Origin of the sequence: Microbacterium sp. Clip185, assembly GCF_028743715.1 — a bacterium.
Classification (GTDB): Bacteria; Actinomycetota; Actinomycetes; order Actinomycetales; family Microbacteriaceae; genus Microbacterium.
The window spans coordinates 532,998-552,988 of the sequence record NZ_CP117996.1; the positions used below are offsets into that span (position 1 = coordinate 532,998).

Sequence of the window (19,991 nt, forward strand, 5' to 3'; positions counted from 1 at the left end):
CGCGGGCCATATCCTGACCGCATGGGAAAGCGGGAAGAGAACGCCGCGCAGACGCGTCAGCGGGTGGTCGCCGCGGCGATCTCCTCGTTCAGCGAGCGTGGATTCGAGGCGACGACGATGGAGTCCATCGCGAACGCCGTCGGCATCGGCAGTGCGACGCTGTACCGGCATTTCCCCTCCAAGGAGAGCATCCTCATTTCGCTCGCCGAACCGGGCCTCAGGCGGGTGGGCGACCTGCTGGAGGAGCGGCCGGACGATGAGCCGCTGTCGGAGGTCATGGGCTCGGCGCTCAGTCAGTGGATGGAGGAGGCGGCCCCGGATTCGGACTTCGGCCAGCAGGTGTACCGCCACCTCATGAGCGTGTCCGAGTTGCATCGGCAGGTGCTGCAGATCTGGGACGACGAGCGTCATCGCATCGAGCGGGAACTGCGCCGGCGCGTCGGAGCGGGCCCGGACGAGCTCTGGGTCGATGTCACCGCGCACGTCATGGTGATGATGTGCACGATCGTCTTCGAGCGGCTGCGTGGTGACATGGATGACGGGGCGGCGCTCGCCATGCTGCGTTCATTGTCGGCGCTCCTGCGCGCCCCCGCCTTCGTCACGCCTGCGTTCGCTGGTCCGGAGACGGCGTGAAATGAGAGGCGCACTCTGGTTTGGGTGCGGTCCCTCCCGGAGATTTCGCGGTAGTGGGGGCTCTTAGTGAGATAGTGGATCAGTTGCGACGCGACAGTCGCTGCTCCCACCCACTCGGAGTCGGTTGTGCTCGATGCCCCCGACGTCTTCGACGTCTTCACCCCCAGCAGTCCCGCACGCCTGGCGCTCGTCGATCGCCGCGCCATCACCGAGCGTGTCGCGGCGGCCGTGCTCACGCCCGGGCGGCAGCTGCTCGTGTACGGGCCGACGGGTGCCGGCAAGACCAGCGTCCTGCAGCAGGGCCTGGATGTGGTCGGGGAGCCGGTGGAGGTCGAGGTGCGTCGCCCCGGGGCGACCGTGCTCACCGTCGGCGAGGTCGCCGAGCATGCCGATGCAGCCCGTGCTGTGGGCCGGAGTCGATTGTGCATCGTGTACGACGATGTGCATCGCTTCTCGGAGCCGGATCGGCGTGCGCTCTTCGATCACTGGAAGGGCGTCAGCGATCTGGCCACCATCCATCCCGGCCTGACTCAGATCGCGATCGCCGCGGTGGATGAGCCGGGGCAGCTCGGTCGCCTCTCCCTCGAGCTCGAGTCGCGCCTGGCCGAGGTCGAGGTGCCGCCGATGGCGCGGTCGGAGGTGACGGCGCTGCTCGAGGCGGGGGCGGCCGTGCTCGGCATCGATGCGTCCGCGGTGCTCGGTGATCTCGTTCGCTGCAGCGGCCATCTGCCGGGCGTCGCGCACCAGCTCATGCTGGACACGTGTCTCGACGCCGGCATCCTGCGCTCGGGTGGAGTCGCGCGCCTCACCGCGGCGAACGCCCGCGCGGCGTTTCGGATCCGCCATGCGGCCATGCCGCGGAGGATCATGGCGAAGTTCGTGACCTTCGATCGTTCCGCCGATCCCAGGGAGCGTCTGCTCGCGGCGCAGGCTCTCGATCTTCTGGTCGATGCGGCGGACGAGGTGGTGAGCATTCGCCGGCTGGCCCGACTCGTCGAGCACGTCTATCCGGGTGTCGGACAGCAGGACGTCTATCGCGCCGTGAGCGCGCTCACGGCCGTGACCGTCTCGCCGCTGGTGGAGCGGGTCGGCGACGGCGTGCGGTTCCGTGATCCGCTGGTGCGCAGCCACTGGGCGATCGCACGCGTGCTCGGCGAGTTCTGACGCGCGACCTGCGCCGAGTGATGCGCGCTCGCGTAGGGGCGGGAGAACGACCGGTGGTCACGGGATTACGCTCGCCGTGTGAGCGCGAACCTCGATGACCTCGTCTTCCGTCAGGCCCGTGTCGAGGACATCGCCCGCATCCTCGCGTTCTGGGCGGATGCGGCAGAGAACGATGCTCGTCCGTCCGACGACGCCGCGACGGTGGAGGCGTTGGTGCTCCGGGACGCGATGGCTCTCGAGATCGTCGTGCAGCAGGAGCGGGTGGTCGGCACGCTGATCTCCGGCTGGGACGGATGGCGCGCGCACCTCTACCGCCTCGCCGTTCACCCTGAGCTGCGAGGCCGCGGGATCGCGGGTGAGCTGCTTCGTCGCGCCGAGGACCGGCTGATGCGTCTGGGAGCGAGGCGGCTCGACGCGATGGTGCTGGAGCAGAACGGCCTGGGGCAGTCGTTCTGGGCCGCCGCGGGATTCAGCCCTCAGTCCGAGTGGCGGCGGTGGGTGCGCTCCGCCGAGTGAGCACCCGTTTGTCGAGTGAGCACCCGATTGGATGCTCACTCGACAAACGGATGCGCGCTCGCGGGAGGCGGTTGCTGCTTTCCGAGTGCGGGGGATGGCGCCTTCCGTGGGCGGCGAATGGCAACCGGTTGCGGCAACCGATTGCATCGTCTAACGTGATGCGCAGCACACACGACGTGCCGCCGCGCCGGACATCCCGACGGCCGGTACGAGCCGCCGCGAGTGCCCTTCTCCAATGGTGTCCAGAAGGGACAGACAATGAAGTTCACAGCACGAGTGAGCGCGCTCGCCGCCCTGGGCGTCACGGCCGCGGTCGCCGTCGTCGGCTGCTCGGCCGGCGGCTCGACCCCCGCCAGCAGCGGCGGCTCCGGTCATGGCGGCACGCTCACCCTCGGCATCATCGCCGAGCCCACCTCCTGGGACCCGTCGCAGGCGCACGTCGGGCACGGCCTGCAGCCGTTCCAGGTGACCTACGACTCCCTGCTGCTGCGTGAGCCGGACGGAACTCTCACGCCCATGCTCGCCACCTCGTGGCAGTACAACGACGACAACACGGCGCTGACCCTGGACCTGCGCGACGACGTCACCTTCAGCGATGGCGCGGCCTTCGACGCGGAGGCGGTGAAGGCGAACCTCGAGAACTTCAAGTCCGGCAACGGTCGGCAGGCATCGCAGCTCGCCGCGCTGGAGAGCGTCGACGTCGTCGACGACGACACGGTCACCCTCAACCTCAGCCAGCCCGACCCCGCCCTCGAGTTCTACCTGTCGCAGGCGGCCGGTCTCATGGGCAGCCCCGCATCGATCGGCACCGAGAGCATCATCTCGACGCCGGTCGGATCCGGTCCGTATGTCATGGACACGGCATCGTCGGTGCCCGGCTCACAGCTCGTCTTCACGGCACGTGAGGGCTACTGGAACCCCGACCTGCAGAAGTACGACAAGATCGTCCTCAAGTCGTTCCAGGAAACGACCGCGCGACTGAACGCGATCCTTTCCGGTCAGGTGGACGCGACGATCCTCGACGCCCCGACCGCCGCGCAGGCGAAGTCGGCGAACCTCGCGCAGATCGAGGACTACCGCGTCGACTGGCAGGGACTCGTGCTGATGGACCGCGACGGCTCCATCGTGCCGGCCCTCGCCGACAAGCGAGTCCGTCAGGCCATCAACTACGCGCTCGACCGGGACACCCTGCTCGAGTCGATCCTCCTCGGCTACGGAAAATCGACCGACCAGGTGTTCGGCCCGGACAGCGGCGCGTACGTCGACGACCTGGACGGCACCTACGACTACGACCCGGCCAAGGCGAAGAAGCTCCTTGCGGATGCCGGATACCCCGACGGGTTCGACCTGCCGTTGCCCGCTATTCCGGGCTTCGAGACGCCGCTCGCAGCCCTCACTCAGCAGCTCGCCGACGTCGGCATCCGCGTGCAGTCGGAGCCCGTTTCGACCTCCACGTTCCTCGCAGACCTGGCTGCGGGCAAGTTCCCGGCGGTGTACTTCAACTACTTCCAGGGCGAGCCGTGGGTGGCCATCAACCAGCTCATCTCGACGAACGCGCTCTACAACCCGTTCAAGACGACGACGCCGGAGCTGCAGCAGCTCATCGACGCCGTGCAGACCGGCGGTGCGGAGTCCTCGGAGCTGGCGAAGAAGGTCAACGAGTACGTCACGGATGAGGCGTGGTTCGCGCCCGTCTATCGAATCGATCAGATCTACGTCTACAAGTCGGACGTGGTCTCGGTCGAGAAGCAGATCCAGTCCGCCGTGCCGGCGATCTACAACTACACGCCGGCAGGCTGACATCCGGATGCGGGGGCCCCGCGCCCCCGCATCCACCCCCGGACATTGGAGTCTTCTCGATGATCTCCTTCATCATCCGACGACTGATCTCAGGCGTGATCCTGCTGGTCGTCATCTGCGCGCTCGCCTACTCACTGTTGTTCTTCAACGGCAGCAGCATCGCGCGCAACATCCTGGGCGACCAGGCGACGCCCGAGCAGGTGGCGCTCAAGGAGCAGCAGCTCGGCTTGGACCAGCCGCTGCCCGTGCGCTTCTTCCACTGGGCGACCGGAGCCCTGACCGGTGACCTCGGGCGCAGCTGGTTCGGCACGCTCACCGTGTCCGACGCCCTCGTCACCCGTGTACCGGTAACCCTCACTCTCGTCATCGTCTCGATCGTGCTCGTCGCGGTCTTCGCCACCATCCTGGGAACCGCGGCAGCGATCAAGCGCGGCTGGGTCGATCGGCTCGTCCAGGTCGGGGCGATCGTCGGCGACGCGATCCCCGGCTTCGTGCTGGCCATCGCCCTGGTCACGATCTTCGCGGTGCAGCTGAAGCTCTTCCCGGCCGTCAGCAGCATCAGCCCTGGCGCCGGCATCGACGCATGGGTCGCTTCTCTCACCCTCCCGGTGGTCGCGATCGTGCTGAACTACGTGACCGCCAGCGCGCAGCAGATCCGATCCGCCGTCATCGTCCAGCGCGAGCGCGACTTCGTGCGTACCCTCCGCAGTCGCGGCCTGGGTGAGCGCGAGATCCTGCTCAAACACGTGCTGCGCGGGGCGGCCCCCGCCGGACTCACGGTGCTCAGCCTGCAGTTCGTCGGACTGCTCGGCGGGGCGGTCATCATCGAGCGCATCTTCGCCATCCCCGGCATCGGACAGCTCGCCGTGGACGCGACGGTCAACGGCGACATCCCCATCGTCATGGGCGTCGTGCTCTACACCGTCGTGATCGTCATCATCGTCAATCTGCTGGTCGACCTCGCCAACGGCTGGCTCAACCCGAAGGTGCGCACCTCATGAGCTCCACGGTCGCGATCGCACTCGCTCCGCATGCCCCCCGTCGGCGCCCCGTCATCGTGCGGGTGCTCACCAATCCGCTCGGCGCCGTATCGCTCGTCGTCCTCGTCGCCGTCACCATGATCGCCGCGCTCGCCGGAGTGCTGGCACCGTACGGGCCGAACTTCGCCGAGGTCGGCAACACCCTCGCGCAGCCGGGTGCCGACCACCTGCTCGGCACCGACTCCGCCGGCCGCGACGTTTACAGTCGCCTCCTGTGGGGAGCTCAGCTCACCCTCCTGTCCGCCCTGCTCTGCGCCGCGGTCGCGATCGCGATCGGTCTGCCGGCGGGCCTGCTCGCCGGCTACTACGGGCGCTGGTTCGACACCGCGTCGAACTGGACGGCCAACCTGCTGCTGAGCCTGCCCGCGATCATCGTGCTGCTCTCGGTGCGCACGGCGCTCGGCCCCTCCGTCTGGCTGGCGATGGTCGTCTTCGGCATCCTGATCTCACCCGGCTACTACCGGCTGACCCGCACCGCCGTGCAGTCGGTGCGCAACGAGCTCTATGTCGATGCCGCCCGCGTCTCCGGACTGAGCGACGCGCGCATCATCGGGCGTCACGTCATGTCGGTCGTCCGTGCGCCGATCATCATCCAGACCGCCCTGGTCGCCGGTGTTGCGATCGCGATCCAGTCCGGTGTCGAGTTCCTCGGTCTCGGCAACCCCCAGGAGGTCACCTGGGGAGCCATGCTCAGCGAGGGGTTCCGCAACATCTACATCGCCCCTGGTCTCATCGTCTGGCCCGCCGTCGCCATCGGCGTCACGGTCGGCGCGTTCGTGCTGCTGGGCAATGCGCTGCGCGATGCGCTCGAGGACGCCCCCCAGGTCAAGGTGAGTCGCAAGGCCGTCGAAGCCGCGCTCCAGACGGGCATCGTGACGGATGCGGTCGCCGGCACGAACCTCGTCCTGCCGGTCGAGGAAACCCGGGAGGAGCCCACCGCGGTGCCCACGCCGTCCTCGGCACCCTCATCGGCACCCGAGGTGCCGAGCGGGTCGCACCTGCTGGAGGTGCGTGACCTCGCGATCGGCTACCCCACGCCCGCCGGGTCGATCAAGCGCGTCGTCGAAGGCGTCACGCTCCACGTCGACCGGGGGGAGGTGCTGAGCATCGTGGGTGAATCCGGCTCGGGCAAGAGTCAGACGGCCTTCGCGATCCTCGGCCTGCTGCCGGACGCCGCGCGTATCGTGGCCGGCTCGATCGTGATCGACGGTGTCCAGACGGTCGCCTCCGGCAGCGGCACGGTCTCGCAGCAGCGTATCGCCGCGCTGCGCGGACGACGGGTCTCCTACATCCCGCAGGAGCCCATGTCGAACCTCGATCCGGCCTACACGATCGGCCACCAGCTGAGCCGACCGATGGTCAAGCTCTTGGGCATCGGAAAGTCCGAGGCGAAGAAGCGGGTCCTCGATCTGCTGGAGCGGGTCGGCATCGCCGATCCCACCCGCACCTTCGACCTGTACCCGCACGAGATCTCCGGCGGCATGGCTCAGCGCGTGCTCATCGCGGGAGCGGTGAGCTGCGGGCCGGACCTCATCATCGCCGACGAGCCCACGACGGCGCTGGATGTGACGGTGCAGGCGGAGGTGCTCGAACTCCTCCGCGAGATGCGCGACAAGCTGGGAGTGGCCATCGTGCTGGTCACGCACAACTTCGGCGTGGTCTCAGACCTCGCCGACCGGGTGGCGGTCATGCGAAACGGACGGCTCATCGAGACGGGCGCGGTGCGCGATGTACTGCGCGCCCCGCGCGAGGAGTACACCCGCACACTGCTGGATTCGATGCTCGAGGGCAAGCAGCCCCTGCAGATGCTGACGAAGGAGGCCCGCGGATGAGCGGTGCACTGCTGGAGGTCGACTCGCTCGTCGTCTCCTACCCGGGAAAGGGATGGCGCAAGCCTGCGAGCGAGATCCTGCACGGCGTCTCGCTCGAGATCGCCGAGGGTCGCACGCTGGGTCTCGTCGGGGAGTCTGGATCGGGAAAGACGACGATCGGTCGCGCCATCCTGGGACTCGCGCCCGTGACAGCCGGATCCATCCGCTTCAAAGGGGCCGAGATCTCCGCGGCTGGGCGTCGTCAGCGTCGCCGTCTGGCGCGCGACATCCAGGTCGTCTTCCAGGATCCGTACTCCTCGTTGAATCCGGCTATGCAGGTGGGGGACATCCTGGCCGAGCCTTTGATCACCCAGGCGCTGGGTCGTCGTGAGAGCGCGTCGCGGGTGCGTGCGCTGCTCGACCGTGTCGGTCTTCCCGCCGACGCCGTCGGTCGCCTGCCGCGGGAGTTCTCCGGCGGACAACGTCAGCGCATCGCCATCGCGCGTGCGCTCGCTCTCCAGCCGAAGCTGATCGTCTGCGACGAGCCGGTGAGCGCGCTCGATCTGACGACGCAGGCGAAGGTGCTGGACCTCTTCCTCGAGATCCAGCAGGACACCGGGGTGTCCTACCTCTTCGTCTCGCATGACCTGGATGTCGTTCGCCACATCAGCCACGACGTCGCCGTTCTGTACCGGGGTGACATCGTCGAGCAGGGTCCCGCCGCCCAGGTCACCACGGAGCCGTCGCATCCCTACACTCGACGCCTGCTGCTGGCTTCGCCTTCGCCGGACCCCGACGTGCAGCGCGAGCGTCGCCTGCTGCGCCAGGCGGCGCGCGCGGATGCGGAGGCGGCATGAGCGCGCGCTGGCCTAGGCTGAGAAACGGGGTGGCCAGATGAGCGCGCAGACAGAGGCTGACGAACCCCGGCCCGGGGGTCGCAGCACCGGTGCGCCGACGATCTACGACATCGCGAAGATCGCGGGCGTGGCTCCCTCCACGGTGTCGCGGGCGTTCAGTCAGCCTGCGCGCGTGAACACCAAGACCGCGGAGCGCATCCACGAGGCGGCGCGGGAGCTGGGCTTCCGGCTCAATCCGCTGGCCCGCGCACTCCCGACGGGGCGCACGCACACGCTGGCTCTGCTGGTGGCTGACATCACGAACCCCGTGGTGTTCGACATCATCCGCGGCGCGGCGCGAGAGGCCTCTCTCCACGACTACACCGTCATCATCTCCGAGTCGGAGGAGTCGAGCGAGCGTGAGCTCGTCGACGCGCAGCGCCTGCTGCCGTCGGTGGACGGCATCATCCTCGCGACGACGCGACTCGACCCGCCCTCGATCCGTGCCCTGGCCAAGTCCAAGCGCCTGGTCACGATCAACCGGGATGTCGGCGAGGCGGTGGCCAGCGTCCTGCCGGATCTGAGCACCGGCGTCGACGAGGCCGTGGCGCATCTCGCGGGCCTCGGACACGAGGTGATCGGCTACGTCCCGGGCCCGACCTCTTCCTGGATCAGCGAGCGGCGCGCGGCAGCGATCGCCCGCGCGGCGGATGCGCACGGCATCGAGCTGGTGGAGTTCGCCAACACGATTCCCACCCGTGAGGGCGGCGCAGCGATCCTCGACGACCTGCTGGAGTCCGCGGCCACGGCGATCATGGGCTACAACGACCTCATGATGCTGGGTGTGCTTCAGGCGGCGACGGCGCGAGGGGTGTCGATTCCGGGTGAGTTGAGCCTGGTCGGCTTCGACGACATCTTCGGAAGCGACTTCACCGTGCCCGCGCTGACGACGATCCGCTCGCCGCTCGCCGAGGCGGGCAGACGCGCCGTGCGAGCCGTCCTGGGCATTGAGGACCCTCACGATCTCCTGCCCACCGAACTCGTCGTGCGCGACTCCACGGGCGCGCGCGCCTGACTCGTTCCCCCATCTCCGGTCGCGTCCGACATCGCGGATGGCAACCGGTTGTACCCCGAGAGACCCCGAATGACAGACTTCAACGAGGATCGCCTGCTCCCCGTCGACCCGACCGCGCGCGCCATCGCCCGCGACCTCTACGCATCCGTGCGCGAGCTTCCGATCATCTCGCCTCACGGCCACGTGGATGCCGGGATGCTGCGGCGCGACGACGCATGGACGGATCCGACGCAGCTGCTGATCACCTCCGACCACTATGTGACGAGGCTGCTCCACGCGGGCGGCGTGACGTACGAGTCGCTCGGGTTGGATGCCGGGCGCAGCCCCGGTATCGAGGGGTGGCGCACGTTCGTCGACCACTGGCCCTCGTTCGCGGGAACCGCATCCGGATACTGGATCGAGCAGACGCTGCGCGCGGTGTTCGGCATCGAGGAATCGTTGTCGTCCGAGAATGGCGACGCGGTGTACGCACGGATCGCCCAGCGCCTGGCCGATCCCTCGTTCGCCCCGCGCGCGCTGTTCGACGCTTTCGGCATCGAGGCACTCGCGACGACCGACGATCCGCTCGACGACCTCGGCGACCACGCCGCCCTCGCGGCGGATCCCTCCTTCGGCGGACGGGTCATGCCGACCTTCCGGCCGGACCGCTACCTGGATCCCGAGGGTGCGGACTTCGAGGAAGCCGTGACGGCACTCACCGCACGGGCCGGCGCGACCACGTTCGCCGCGTATCTCGAAGCCCTGCGCGCGCGTCGTGAGCACTTCATCGCTCATGGCGCCGTCTCGGCGGACCACGGTGTGGCGGAGCTGCTCACGACCGATCTCGCCGACGACGCCCCGGCCTTCTTCGACCGGGCGCTGCGGGGGAACCTCTCGCCGTACGAGAGCCAACTGTTCCGCGGGCACATGCTGCTCGAGATGGGGCGCATGAGCGCCCGCGACGGACTGGTCATGACCATCCACCCTGGCGTGCGCCGCAACCATCACACGGCGGCGTACGAGAGGTTCGGTGCCGACCGCGGACATGACATCCCGCTCGCGACGCGGTTCACGGACGAGCTCCGCCCGCTGCTGCAGGAGGTCGGTCTCGTGCCCGGCATGCACATCGTGCTCTTCGCGGTCGACGAGACGACCTACTCCCGAGAGATCGCTCCCTTGGCGGGCTTCTACCCCTCGGTGTTCATCGGCGCACCGTGGTGGTTCCTCGACGCACCGGATGCGGGGATGCGTTTCCGGGAGGCGGTCACAGAGACGGCAGGCTTCACCCGGAACTCCGGCTTCATCGACGACACGCGCGCGTTCTTGTCGATCCCGGTACGTCACGACATGTCGCGTCGGCTCGACGCGGCGTTCCTGGCCCGGCTCGTCGTTCAGGGGCGCGTGCGCCCCGAGGCCGCGTTCCGGATCATCCACGACCAGGTCGACGCGCAGCCCCGGAAGGTCTTCAAACTGTGAACGTTCGTCTCAGCAGAGGCGCGATCAGCCGCCCGTCGAAGCCCGTGCGCATCGTGCACCTGGGGCTCGGAGCGTTCCACCGTGCCCACCAGGCATGGTTCACGGCGATGGCGTCGGACGGGCAGGACTGGGGTATCGCCGCGTTCTCAGGGCGCCGCCCGGACGCGGCCGCCGCGCTCGCCGCGCAGGGCGGTCTCTACACCCTCATCGAGCGTGCCGCGGAGGGAGATCGTGCGCAGATCATGGATCCTCTCTCGCAGGCGCATGACGGAGCGGACGTCGCGGCCCTCACGCGACTGGTGGCCGACCCGAATGTGTCGATCGCGACGCTGACCATCACGGAGGCAGGGTACGGAGCCGGCCGCGCGGAGTTGAGCGAGGCGCTGCGTCGGGACCGCGACATCCTGCGCGCCCGCTTCGCCGACGTGCACCTGCGCGGCCGCGTCGACCCGGTCACGCCTCTCGGACGACTCGCGCTCGGACTCGAGACGCGTCGCCGTGCGGACGCGGGCGGGCTCACGATCATCGCCTGCGACAACCTGCCCGACAACGGTGGTGTGACGCGCGACCTGTTGCGGATGCTGCTGGAGCCGGCCGGCGAGCAGGCGCTCGAGCAGTTCGACAAGCTCATCGGCGTCGCCTCCGCATCCGTGGACCGCATCACGCCGCGCACGACGGCGGTCGATCGTGAGGACGCGCTCCGGCTCACCGGATTCGCCGACGCCGCACCGGTGGTGACCGAACCCTTCGCCGACTGGGTCATCGCGGACGCCTTCCGCGCGCCGCGCCCGGACTGGGAGTCCGCCGGCGTCAGGATCGTCGACGACTTGGAGCCGTTCGAGCGGCGCAAGCTCTGGATGCTGAACGGTGCGCACACGTTGCTGGCGACGGCGGGTCGGGCGCGCGGTCATGCGACCGTCGACGCGGCGATGAACGACCCGGTCGTCGGCGGATGGGTGGAACAGCTGTGGGATGACGCCATCCGTCACCTTCCCGCTGAGCTCGGCGCCGAGGAGTACCGCGTCCGATTGCGCTCGCGGTTCGCGAACGGCAGGATCCGGCACCTGCTCGACCAGATCGCGCTCGACACCGAGAGCAAACTGCGCGTGCGCGTGATCCCGCTCATCCGTGCGGAACGCGCGGAGGGGAGATCCGCGGATGCGGCCACCCGCGCGGTCGCGTCGTGGATCGCCGATTCGGCCCGCGATGACAGAGCCGGCGTCGACGCGGTGCGCACCGCGCTGGCCGGACTCGACGCAGAGCTCGCGGGCGACGAGGCATACGTGGATGCGCTCGCCGAGGCCGTGCACGAAGAAGGCGCTGCCGGGCGGGCTGCGAGCTCCCGGGTGGTCGTTCGATGAGCGACGTTGTGACATCGACGAAAGGGAAGACGACATGCTGACACCGCGTTCGAGTCGGAGCCGCGACATGAGGTCGCTGGACGGACTGTGGGCCTTTGCGCTCGACACCGAGGTCGGGGAGCGCCCGTGGGAGGCTCCATTGCCCGTGACCCGCGTGGCTCCGGTGCCCGCCAGTTACAACGACATCTTCCTCGAGCCCGAGATCCGCAATCACGTGGGTGTGGTCTGGTACCAGCAGCGCATCGACGTCCCCGCGGGCTGGGAGGGGCGACGGATCGCGCTGCGGGTGGACGCAGCCACCCACGCCGGCACCGTGTACGTCGACGGGCGCAGGCTCGCCCACCACGAAGGCGGCTACACCCCGTTCGAGGTGGAGTTGACCCAGGCCGTCACCCCGGGGACGTCGGCGCTTGTGACCATCGCCGTCGACAACCGGCTCACCCAGGCCACCATCCCGCCCGGGGTCGTCGGCGAGGGACCGGATGGACGCGAGACGCAGCGCTATCGTCACGACTTCTTCAACTACGCCGGCCTCGCACGCAGCGTGCGACTGATCTCGACTCCACGGGAGTACATCGCGGACATCGCCGCGGTCACCGATGTGCACGGCGCGGATGCGAGCGTCGACTACAGGGTGAGCGTCGACGGCGGGCAGCCGACGGTGCAGGTGGAGCTGCTCGACGAGGACGATGTCGTCGTGGCGACGTCCGTGGGAGCGAGCGGCCGCCTCACGATCACCGACGTGCGCCTCTGGCAGCCCGGGGCAGCCTACCTGTACCGGATGCGGGTGCGTCTGGGTGAGGACGGCGACGTCTACGAGCAGCCCATCGGCGTGCGCACCGTCGAAGTCGTGGGGCAGCGGTTCCTCATCAACGGCGCACCGTTCTACTTCACCGGGTTCGGCAGGCACGAGGACTCGCCCATCCGGGGCAAGGGGCACGACGCCGCCGTCCTGGTGCACGACTTCCAACTCATGCGGTGGATCGGCGCGAACTCGTTCCGGACCTCGCACTACCCGTATGCCGAGGAGTGGCTCGACTACGCCGACCGGCACGGCATCGTCGTGATCGACGAGACCGCAGCGGTCGGTCTCAACATCAACATGGTCGCGGGATTCAACGGCGACAGGCCTGAGCCGACGTTCTCACCCGACGCGATGAACGACCGCACGCAGGCCGCGCACGCCGCCGCCATCCGGGAGCTGATCGCGCGCGACAAGAACCATCCCTCGGTCGTGATGTGGTGCATCGCCAACGAGCCGGCCTCGAGCGAGGAAGGCTCCCGCGGCTACTTCGAGCCGCTCGTCGCGCTGACACGGCAGCTCGATCCGACCCGTCCGGTGACGTTCGCGAACCAGGGCGCGGCGCGCTTCGACAACGACAGGATCGTCGACCTCTTCGACATCGTCTGCCTGAACCGCTACTACGGCTGGTACGAGATGACCGGAGACCTGGTGGCGGCGGAGCGGGCGCTCGAGACGGAGTTGCGCGGCTGGCAGAGCACATGGGACAAGCCGATCATCATGACCGAGTACGGCGTGGACACGATGGCGGGTCTGCACTCCGCGCATCCCGGCCCGTGGAGCGAGGAGTACCAGATCGAGTTCCTCGCGATGTACCACCGTGTCTTCGATCGCATACCGGCCGTCGTCGGAGAGCAGATCTGGAACTTCGCGGACTTCCAGACCACGAGCGGTGTGGTCCGCGTCGACGGAAACAAGAAGGGCGTGTTCACCCGCGACCGGCGTCCCAAGTCGGTGGCGCGGAGTCTGCGGGAGCGGTGGACGGCCATCGGAACGACCCACGAGAAGAAGGAGAGCGGCGCATGATCATCGAGAAGGCCGAAGTCATCGTCACCAGCCCCGACCGCAACTTCGTCACGCTGAAGCTGACGACGGATGAGGGGATCACCGGTCTCGGGGACGCGACGTTGAACGGGCGTGAGCTCGCGGTCGTCGCCTACCTCCGCGATCACGTGGCGCAGCTGCTGATCGGGCGCGATGCCTCGCGGATCGAGGACACCTGGCAGTTCCTGTACCGATCGGCGTACTGGCGACGCGGACCCGTCACGATGGCGGCCATCGCCGCCGTCGACATGGCGCTGTGGGACATCAAGGGCAAGCAGGCAGGGCTCCCCGTGTACCAGCTGCTCGGCGGGGCGTCCCGCAACGGCCTGCTCGCGTACGGTCACGCCTCGGGAAAGACGACCGAGGAGTTGTTCGACTCGGTGCGTGCGCACCAGGAACAGGGCTATCGCGCGATCCGCGTCCAGACCGGCGTTCCCGGACTCAAATCCATCTACGGAATCGCCTCGAACGCGACGTACGAGGCCAACAGCGGTGTGCGATACGACCATGAACCCGCACAGCGCGGCGCGCTGCCCAACGAAGAGGACTGGGACACGCGCAGCTACCTGCGTCACGTGCCGACCGTGTTCGAAGCCGTCCGCAACGAGTTCGGCCCGGAACTGCCGCTCCTGCACGACGCTCATCACCGCCTGACCCCGATCCAGGCTGCGAAGCTCGGCAAGTCGCTCGAGCCGTACGACCTGTTCTGGCTGGAAGATGTGTCCCCAGCCGAGAACCAGGAGGCGCTGCGTCTGGTGCGCCAGCACACGACGACCCCGCTGGCGATCGGAGAGATCTTCAACACCGTGTGGGACTACCAGCAGATCATCCGCGAGCAGCTCATCGACTACGTGCGCTCCGCCGTCACGCACACCGGGGGCATCAGCCACCTCAAGAAGGTGCTCGACTACGCGGCCCAGTACCAGATCAAGTCCGGGATGCACGGGCCGACCGACATCTCGCCGGTCGGGATGGCCGCCGCCATGCATCTCGGACTCTCGATCCACAACTTCGGCATCCAGGAGTACATGAAGCACGGCGCGAAGACCGACGCGACGTTCGAGCAGTCCTTCACATGGAAGGACGGCTTCCTGCACCCCGGTGACAAGCCGGGCCTCGGAGTCGAGTTGAACCTCGACGAGGCGGGCAAGTATCCGTACGAGCAGGCCTACCTGCCCTACAACCGCCTCGCCGACGGCACCGTGCACGACTGGTGAGCGAGAAGCCTCTGCCGCGACGGATCTGCGTGATGGGTGTCTCCGGCGCGGGGAAGACGACCACGGCGATGGCGCTCGCGTCGCGCCTGGACGCCGTCTTCCTCGACGCCGACGACCTGCATCCGGCGGCGAACGTCGCGAAGATGGCAGCGGGTGTTGCGCTCGACGACGACGACCGCGCGCCCTGGCTGCGGGCAGTCGGGGAGGCGGTGGCCGCGGCGGAGCATGTGGTCGTCGCCTGCTCGGCGCTCAAGCACTCCTACCGCGACCTGCTTCGTGACGCCGCTCCGGATCTCGTCTTCGTGTTGCTCGAGCCGTCGGACGACGAGCTCACCCGACGGCTCGCCGCGCGCGAGGGACACTTCATGCCGGCGAGTCTGCTGCGCTCGCAGCTCGCGACCCTCGAACCTCTCGGTCGCGATGAGGCGGGTGTCACGGTGGCCGTATCGGGCGCCGGTCTCGACGCCGTCGTGGACGCGGTCGTCGAGGGGCTTCGAGGTGCCCCGGCGGTCATTGAGGCGGCGGCGCGCTCCGCTGAGTGAGCACCCGTTTGGCGAGTGAGCACCCGATTGGATGCTCACTCGACAAACGGATGCGCGCTCGCGCAGTCCGCGCTCCGCCACCGGGGGACCCAGCACCGCACCCGGCGACGGTAGTCGAGGAACGCGGCGCCGAAGCGCTCCTCGAGGTCGCGCTCCTCATGCGGGCGGATCGCGTAGTTCCACACGAGCGACCCGCAGACGGCGTAGACGACCACGAGCCAGGACGACAGCATCATGCCGACGGCGATTCCCTGCGTGATGCCGGCGACGGCCATCGGATTGCGGATGAAACGATAGGGGCCCGCAACCACCAGTCGCGTCGCCGTGTCCGACGGCAACGGCGTGCCGCGCCCCTTCGTCGACATGACGGCGGCCGACCAGATGCCGAGTGCGCTCGCGGCGGCGAAGAGGACGACACCGGACAGGACGACCGGGGCGCCGAGCCACATCGCGAGCTGCCAGCGCCGCTCCAGCCACGCGATCACGAGGGGGACGACACCCAGGGCGGCGCCCCAGAAGAGCACCAACTGCATCCCGGTCGTGAGGACGTGGCGTCGTACCGGCGCGGCCGCATCCGCCTCACGGAACCGGAACGGGCCGCGCAGGAGCAGCTGCGTCGGCACCCGTCCGTCGCGCACGAGGAAGAGTGCCACGACGGATGCGGCCGCCGCGCCGCTCATGAGCACGACACCTGCTCCGGCCTCACGGGTGACGGTGGCGTAGATCGCGAGCCCGACGGTCACCAGCAGGGTCCATCCGGTCGCGGTCGCGGCCGCCCACCGGACGCCGAATGCGGCGACGGCGGAGGCGCCGACGAAGAACGGGATGTCGAGAAGCGCCATCAGTGCCGGATCGATTACCCCGAGGGTGAGGGTTCGCACCAGCGGCACCGTGAACACCGCGACCCACCAGGCGGCACCGAGCACGGCCTGCGCGGCGAAGTACGCTCTGCCCCAGCCCATAGCTGAACCGTACCGGGTGCTCTCGGCGCCGCCTGATCCGCGCTCAGTCGCCCGCCGACGGCAGGAACACGATCTTCCCGTGCACGTCACCGGCCTCGGCGCGTTCGTGCACCCGCGGCAGTTCCGTGAGCGGCAGGCGCTCGGCGACGTCCACGCGGAGCTCGCCCCGATCGATGAGCGACACCAGGCCCGCGAGCTCGTCGACATCGGAGCTTACGAAGATCGTCACCGCACGGACGCCACGCGCCTCGTCGCCGGGTGTCGGCACCGTCGGGGTGGTCGAGACCACGACGCCGCCGTCGCGCACCAGAGGCACGAGCGACTCGAAGCCCTCCGCCGTGATCGGTGCGAGATTCAGCAGGACGTCGACCGGCTCAGTCACGGCATCCCGCAGTGTGGTGACGGTGTGGTCCACGATCTCGTGGGCACCGGCGGCCTCGACCTGGCCGCGGCTGCGTCCGCTCGCGGTGGCGATCACGTGGGCTCCCGCGCGTCGGGCCAGCTGCACCGCGTAGCCGCCGACCGGGCCGCCGGCGCCGTTGATGAGCACGCGCTGCCCGGCGACGAGACCGGCCGCCCTGAACAGGGCCTGGGATGCGGTGAGTCCCACCGAGGGCAGGCCCGCCGCATCCGCCAAGGGGATGGTCCGCGGGGCCTTCACGAGGACGGCGGCGGGCGCGACCACGTACTCGGCGGCCGCGCCATCCGACTCCATGGGGATCAGCCCGATGACGCTGTCGCCGATCTCCAGATCGTCCACACCCTCGCCCAGCGCATCGACGGTGCCCGCGACGTCGTACCCGGGCGTGTGCGGAAGCGTGATCGGGATGGGGAGGAAGCCTCCGCGCATCCCGCCGTCGGCCGGGTTGTACGCGACGCCGGCGACGCGGATACGTACCTGGCCGCTGGCGAGGGCGGGCATCGGCGCGTCCTCGTAGTGCAGCACCTCGGGGCCGCCCGTCTCGTGGAACCGTACTGCCTTCATGATTGTCTCCTCAGATATGTGCTTCGGATTCGAAGCATGGAGCCGACCATAGCAGTGGTTCGAGTTCGAAGCAACTACTTCGAATCGGTAGCACTGATACTCTCGCTCTATGGGTTCCTCGCCGACGGGTCCGAGCGCCGTCCAGCTCGCCGCATACTTCGGTCTGATCGAGGTCAGCAGCCTCCTTCGTCACGCCGTGGAACAGCAGCTCAAGGAGGCGGGCGATCTGAGCTATGTCCAGTTCCAGCTCCTCGCGACGCTCGGCGATGCGCCGGACGGCTCGCTGCGGATGACGGATCTCGCCGACGGCGTCGTCTACAGCCGCAGCGGCCTGACGTACCAGGCTCAGGTGCTCGAGAAGCGGGGGCTCGTCGCCCGATCGACGTCGCCCGACGATGAGCGCAGCGTCGCAGTGACTCTCACCGCGCAGGGCAACGAGGTGCTCGGGAGGGTCTTCCCCGGGCACATCGCCATCCTCGACGACCTGCTCTTCGCGCGGCTCACGCCCGGCGACGTCGATGCCCTCGCCGACATCCTCGGGCGGGTGCGCGACCATATGAGGCACACGCCACCGCGGTCTGCGGCCGCCCGGCGTCGCCGCGTCGCAGCACCCGAGGGGGGTCTCGCATGATCGAGCTCGATGCGGTGCGCGTCGTCTCCGGTGATGTCACCCTTCTCGACACGATCACCCGGCGTGTGGATGCGGGCACGGCGCTGGCCGTGCGCGGCGGCAACGGTTCGGGGAAGACGACCCTCCTGCGCGTGCTGGCCGGGATGCGCGCACCGTCGTCGGGATCGGCGCGCATCGCCGGCGCTGCCGTCTCGCAGCGCGACCGCAGCTATCGTCGACGCGTTGCGGCGATGATCGGGCTGCCGCCGTTCGCGCCCGATCTCACGGTGCTCGAGCATGTCCGCCTCGTCGCGGTGACGTGGTTCGCGCCGGATGAAGCGGAGGCCCGTGCGCGCGCCGTGCTGCGCGAGCTCGGGTTGCAGGCGCTGCACGAGCGGTTCCCCCATGAGCTGTCGTCGGGGCAGACGCAGCTCTTCGGCCTCGCGCTCGCGCTCGTGCGTCCGTGCGAGGTGCTCCTGCTCGACGAACCCGAGCAGCGTCTCGACCCCGAGCACGCGGATGCGGTCATCGCGGCACTGCGGGCGCGACGCGATGCGGGGGTCACGCTCGTGATCGCGACGCACCATCCGCGGCTCGCGGAGATCGTCGCCGACGAGACGGTGCACCTGGAGCGCGTCGCGTGAGCGGCAGCGTGCGCACCGCCGTCGCCCTGTGGCGGCAGCGGGGCGCCAGGAGCGGCGGCGAGCGGGCCTTCACGGTGTACCTGCTCGCGATGGTCGCCCTCGTTGCGGTGGCGCCGGTCGTGCGAGCGGTCTGGCTGGAGGCGGCGGGGCCCGGCGGGCTCTCGCTGTTCGCAGACCCGCGCGCTCCGCGCGTGATCGCGCTGATCACGTCGATCATCTGGGCCGCCGCACTGGCGTGGGGTCCGTCGCGCGGGCCGGCCCTCCGCCCGCCCGCGCTCACCTGGGCGCTCGGCACCAGCGCCCTCTCGCGCCGGCGGGCCTTCCTGGGGCCCGTGCTGATCGCGGGAATCCTCTCGATCGGACTGTGGACTGCGGGAGCAGTGCTGGCGGGCGCGAGCCTCGCCGTGAACGGGGTGGCCTCCGCTGCCGCCGTCATCGGGTTCGCCGTGGCCGGTGCGCTCGGCGGTGCGGTCACGATCTGCGCGTGGCTTGTCGGGCAGGCGCTGCCGCGCCTCGCGCTCCCGGCTGCGGCTATCGTGCTCGGCCTCGGGGTGCTGGCGATCGCCGTTCCCGCCGTCGGCATCGCGACCCCGATGGGCTGGGTCGCCGCGTCATACCCGCTCGGCGAAGCGACGAGCGCTCCCATCCCGCTGGCCGCCCTGGCGCTCGTCCTATCGGCATTGATTCCCTGGCTCCTCGACCGACTGCGCACCGACGAGCTGCTCGCCCAGGCGGTACGCGCCCAGACGGCCCAGACATCGGCGGTCGGGCTCGATCTCGGAGGGGCCGCGGACGTCTACCGCGCCCGTCCCTCGCACGGTCGGCGCCTGCGCGCCGTCGGTGCGCACGGCCGGCTGTGGTCGGCCGTGATCCGCCGGGATGCGGTCGGTGCACTGCGCACGCCGCTGCGTCTCGCCCTGGGCGTCGCGGCGCTGTCGCTCGCCGGCGTCCTTGCGGCGATCGCGGCCGCGCCCGGCACCCCGGCGATGGTCCTCGGTGCCGTCGCCGGACTCCTCGCCTTCGCGGGCCTGGGTCCGGTGACCGACGGCATCCGTCATGCTGCGAGCGCTGCCGCCGATGTGCCGCTGTACGGGGTGGCGGATGCGTCGCTCGTCGCGCTTCACGCGGTGTTCCCGCTCGCGGCGGCGATCGCCCTTGCGACGATCGCCGCCGGGCTCGCCACGACGGTCTCGGGAGTCGGGGCGGCGCCCGTGCTGGCCGGAGCGCTCCTGGTGCTGATGACGCTCGCCCTTCGGCTGGCGAGCGCGCTGAAGGGGCCGATGCCGGTGGCCCTGCTCGCCCCCGTGTCGACGCCGATGGGCGATCCGATGGCCGGCGTGCGGCTCGTGTGGGCGCTGGATGCGGCCGTGCTGGCCGCCGCGTCCGGAGCGGCGATCGTGGTTCTGCCTGCGGCTCCGCTCGCGACCTGCGTCGTGGCGGGTGTGATCGCCGTCATCATCGCGGTGCGCTGGCGCGGCCGGCGTTGAACCGGCC

General features: G+C 69.4%; 18 protein-coding genes. 16 read left to right on the forward strand and 2 right to left on the reverse strand.

The window, feature by feature from the left end:
* Positions 1-21: 21 nt before the first annotated feature.
* From PQV94_RS02600 to PQV94_RS02660, 13 genes are all read left to right on the forward strand, one after another.
* On the forward strand, positions 22-633 hold the full coding sequence (locus PQV94_RS02600; protein ID WP_274287247.1) for a TetR/AcrR family transcriptional regulator: 612 nt from the start codon (positions 22-24) through the stop codon (positions 631-633).
* Positions 634-759: 126 nt separating this feature from the next.
* Entirely contained in the window at positions 760-1,797 is a 1,038-nt protein-coding gene (locus PQV94_RS02605; protein WP_274287248.1) for a hypothetical protein, read from the forward strand.
* A 78-nt stretch (positions 1,798-1,875) separates the two neighbouring features.
* Positions 1,876-2,313, forward strand: coding sequence for a GNAT family N-acetyltransferase (locus PQV94_RS02610; protein ID WP_274287249.1), 438 nt, complete (start codon positions 1,876-1,878; stop codon positions 2,311-2,313).
* 258 nt (positions 2,314-2,571) lie between these two features.
* The gene (locus PQV94_RS02615; protein ID WP_274287250.1) at positions 2,572-4,113 is read left to right on the forward strand and encodes an ABC transporter substrate-binding protein; all 1,542 of its coding nucleotides are present in this window, start codon (positions 2,572-2,574) and stop codon (positions 4,111-4,113) included.
* A 59-nt stretch (positions 4,114-4,172) separates the two neighbouring features.
* Entirely contained in the window at positions 4,173-5,114 is a 942-nt protein-coding gene (locus PQV94_RS02620; protein ID WP_274287251.1) for an ABC transporter permease, read from the forward strand.
* Positions 5,111-6,985: a dipeptide/oligopeptide/nickel ABC transporter permease/ATP-binding protein gene (locus PQV94_RS02625; RefSeq protein WP_274287252.1), complete on the forward strand. Its 1,875-nt coding sequence runs from the start codon at positions 5,111-5,113 to the stop codon at positions 6,983-6,985. The genes PQV94_RS02620 and PQV94_RS02625 overlap by 4 nt, the downstream gene beginning before the upstream one ends.
* A complete protein-coding gene (locus PQV94_RS02630; protein WP_274287253.1) occupies positions 6,982-7,821 on the forward strand; it encodes an ATP-binding cassette domain-containing protein in 840 nt (279 codons plus the stop codon). The genes PQV94_RS02625 and PQV94_RS02630 overlap by 4 nt, the downstream gene beginning before the upstream one ends.
* A gap of 37 nt (positions 7,822-7,858) precedes the next feature.
* Entirely contained in the window at positions 7,859-8,875 is a 1,017-nt protein-coding gene (locus PQV94_RS02635; RefSeq protein WP_274287254.1) for a LacI family DNA-binding transcriptional regulator, read from the forward strand.
* A 69-nt stretch (positions 8,876-8,944) separates the two neighbouring features.
* A complete protein-coding gene (gene uxaC, locus PQV94_RS02640; RefSeq protein ID WP_274287255.1) occupies positions 8,945-10,330 on the forward strand; it encodes a glucuronate isomerase in 1,386 nt (461 codons plus the stop codon).
* Positions 10,327-11,691 (forward strand): mannitol dehydrogenase family protein, encoded by a 1,365-nt coding sequence (locus PQV94_RS02645; RefSeq protein ID WP_274287256.1) that lies wholly within the window; start codon positions 10,327-10,329, stop codon positions 11,689-11,691. The genes uxaC and PQV94_RS02645 overlap by 4 nt, the downstream gene beginning before the upstream one ends.
* A gap of 67 nt (positions 11,692-11,758) precedes the next feature.
* Complete coding sequence (uidA, locus tag PQV94_RS02650; protein ID WP_443192700.1) at positions 11,759-13,519, forward strand: beta-glucuronidase; 1,761 nt, start codon at positions 11,759-11,761, stop codon at positions 13,517-13,519.
* Positions 13,516-14,754, forward strand: coding sequence for a D-mannonate dehydratase ManD (gene manD, locus PQV94_RS02655; protein ID WP_274287258.1), 1,239 nt, complete (start codon positions 13,516-13,518; stop codon positions 14,752-14,754). Before uidA ends, manD begins: the two co-directional genes overlap by 4 nt.
* Positions 14,751-15,296 (forward strand): gluconokinase, encoded by a 546-nt coding sequence (locus tag PQV94_RS02660; RefSeq protein ID WP_274287259.1) that lies wholly within the window; start codon positions 14,751-14,753, stop codon positions 15,294-15,296. Before manD ends, PQV94_RS02660 begins: the two co-directional genes overlap by 4 nt.
* 35 nt (positions 15,297-15,331) lie before the next feature.
* Here the strand turns inward: PQV94_RS02660 and PQV94_RS02665 are convergent, their stop codons facing one another.
* On the reverse strand, positions 15,332-16,258 hold the full coding sequence (locus PQV94_RS02665; protein WP_274287260.1) for a methyltransferase family protein: 927 nt from the start codon (positions 16,256-16,258) through the stop codon (positions 15,332-15,334).
* A gap of 43 nt (positions 16,259-16,301) precedes the next feature.
* The gene (locus tag PQV94_RS02670; protein WP_274287261.1) at positions 16,302-17,243 is read right to left on the reverse strand and encodes an NADP-dependent oxidoreductase; all 942 of its coding nucleotides are present in this window, start codon (positions 17,241-17,243) and stop codon (positions 16,302-16,304) included.
* A gap of 109 nt (positions 17,244-17,352) precedes the next feature.
* Here PQV94_RS02670 and PQV94_RS02675 point away from each other — a divergent pair, with 109 nt between their 5' ends.
* The 3 genes from PQV94_RS02675 to PQV94_RS02685 are packed head-to-tail and all read left to right on the forward strand — an operon-like array spanning position 17,353 to position 19,984.
* Entirely contained in the window at positions 17,353-17,874 is a 522-nt protein-coding gene (locus PQV94_RS02675; RefSeq protein ID WP_274287262.1) for a MarR family winged helix-turn-helix transcriptional regulator, read from the forward strand.
* Positions 17,871-18,497: an ABC transporter ATP-binding protein gene (locus PQV94_RS02680; protein ID WP_274287263.1), complete on the forward strand. Its 627-nt coding sequence runs from the start codon at positions 17,871-17,873 to the stop codon at positions 18,495-18,497. The genes PQV94_RS02675 and PQV94_RS02680 overlap by 4 nt, the downstream gene beginning before the upstream one ends.
* Positions 18,494-19,984: a DUF6297 family protein gene (locus PQV94_RS02685; RefSeq protein ID WP_274287264.1), complete on the forward strand. Its 1,491-nt coding sequence runs from the start codon at positions 18,494-18,496 to the stop codon at positions 19,982-19,984. The genes PQV94_RS02680 and PQV94_RS02685 overlap by 4 nt, the downstream gene beginning before the upstream one ends.
* Positions 19,985-19,991: the final 7 nt, after the last annotated feature.

Bases quoted from the DNA above. Each gene is read 5' to 3' on its own strand.
- PQV94_RS02600 (WP_274287247.1), top strand. From the start codon at position 22: ATGGGAAAGCGGGAAGAGAACGCCGCGCAGACGCGTCAGCGGGTGGTC.
- PQV94_RS02615 (WP_274287250.1), top strand. From the start codon at position 2,572: ATGAAGTTCACAGCACGAGTGAGCGCGCTCGCCGCCCTGGGCGTCACG.
- PQV94_RS02620 (WP_274287251.1), top strand. From the start codon at position 4,173: ATGATCTCCTTCATCATCCGACGACTGATCTCAGGCGTGATCCTGCTG.
- PQV94_RS02625 (WP_274287252.1), top strand. From the start codon at position 5,111: ATGAGCTCCACGGTCGCGATCGCACTCGCTCCGCATGCCCCCCGTCGG.
- PQV94_RS02630 (WP_274287253.1), top strand. From the start codon at position 6,982: ATGAGCGGTGCACTGCTGGAGGTCGACTCGCTCGTCGTCTCCTACCCG.
- PQV94_RS02635 (WP_274287254.1), top strand. From the start codon at position 7,859: ATGAGCGCGCAGACAGAGGCTGACGAACCCCGGCCCGGGGGTCGCAGC.
- uxaC (WP_274287255.1), top strand. From the start codon at position 8,945: ATGACAGACTTCAACGAGGATCGCCTGCTCCCCGTCGACCCGACCGCG.
- uidA (WP_443192700.1), top strand. From the start codon at position 11,759: ATGAGGTCGCTGGACGGACTGTGGGCCTTTGCGCTCGACACCGAGGTC.
- manD (WP_274287258.1), top strand. From the start codon at position 13,516: ATGATCATCGAGAAGGCCGAAGTCATCGTCACCAGCCCCGACCGCAAC.
- PQV94_RS02665 (WP_274287260.1), bottom strand. From the start codon at position 16,258: ATGGGCTGGGGCAGAGCGTACTTCGCCGCGCAGGCCGTGCTCGGTGCC.
- PQV94_RS02670 (WP_274287261.1), bottom strand. From the start codon at position 17,243: ATGAAGGCAGTACGGTTCCACGAGACGGGCGGCCCCGAGGTGCTGCAC.
- PQV94_RS02675 (WP_274287262.1), top strand. From the start codon at position 17,353: ATGGGTTCCTCGCCGACGGGTCCGAGCGCCGTCCAGCTCGCCGCATAC.
- PQV94_RS02680 (WP_274287263.1), top strand. From the start codon at position 17,871: ATGATCGAGCTCGATGCGGTGCGCGTCGTCTCCGGTGATGTCACCCTT.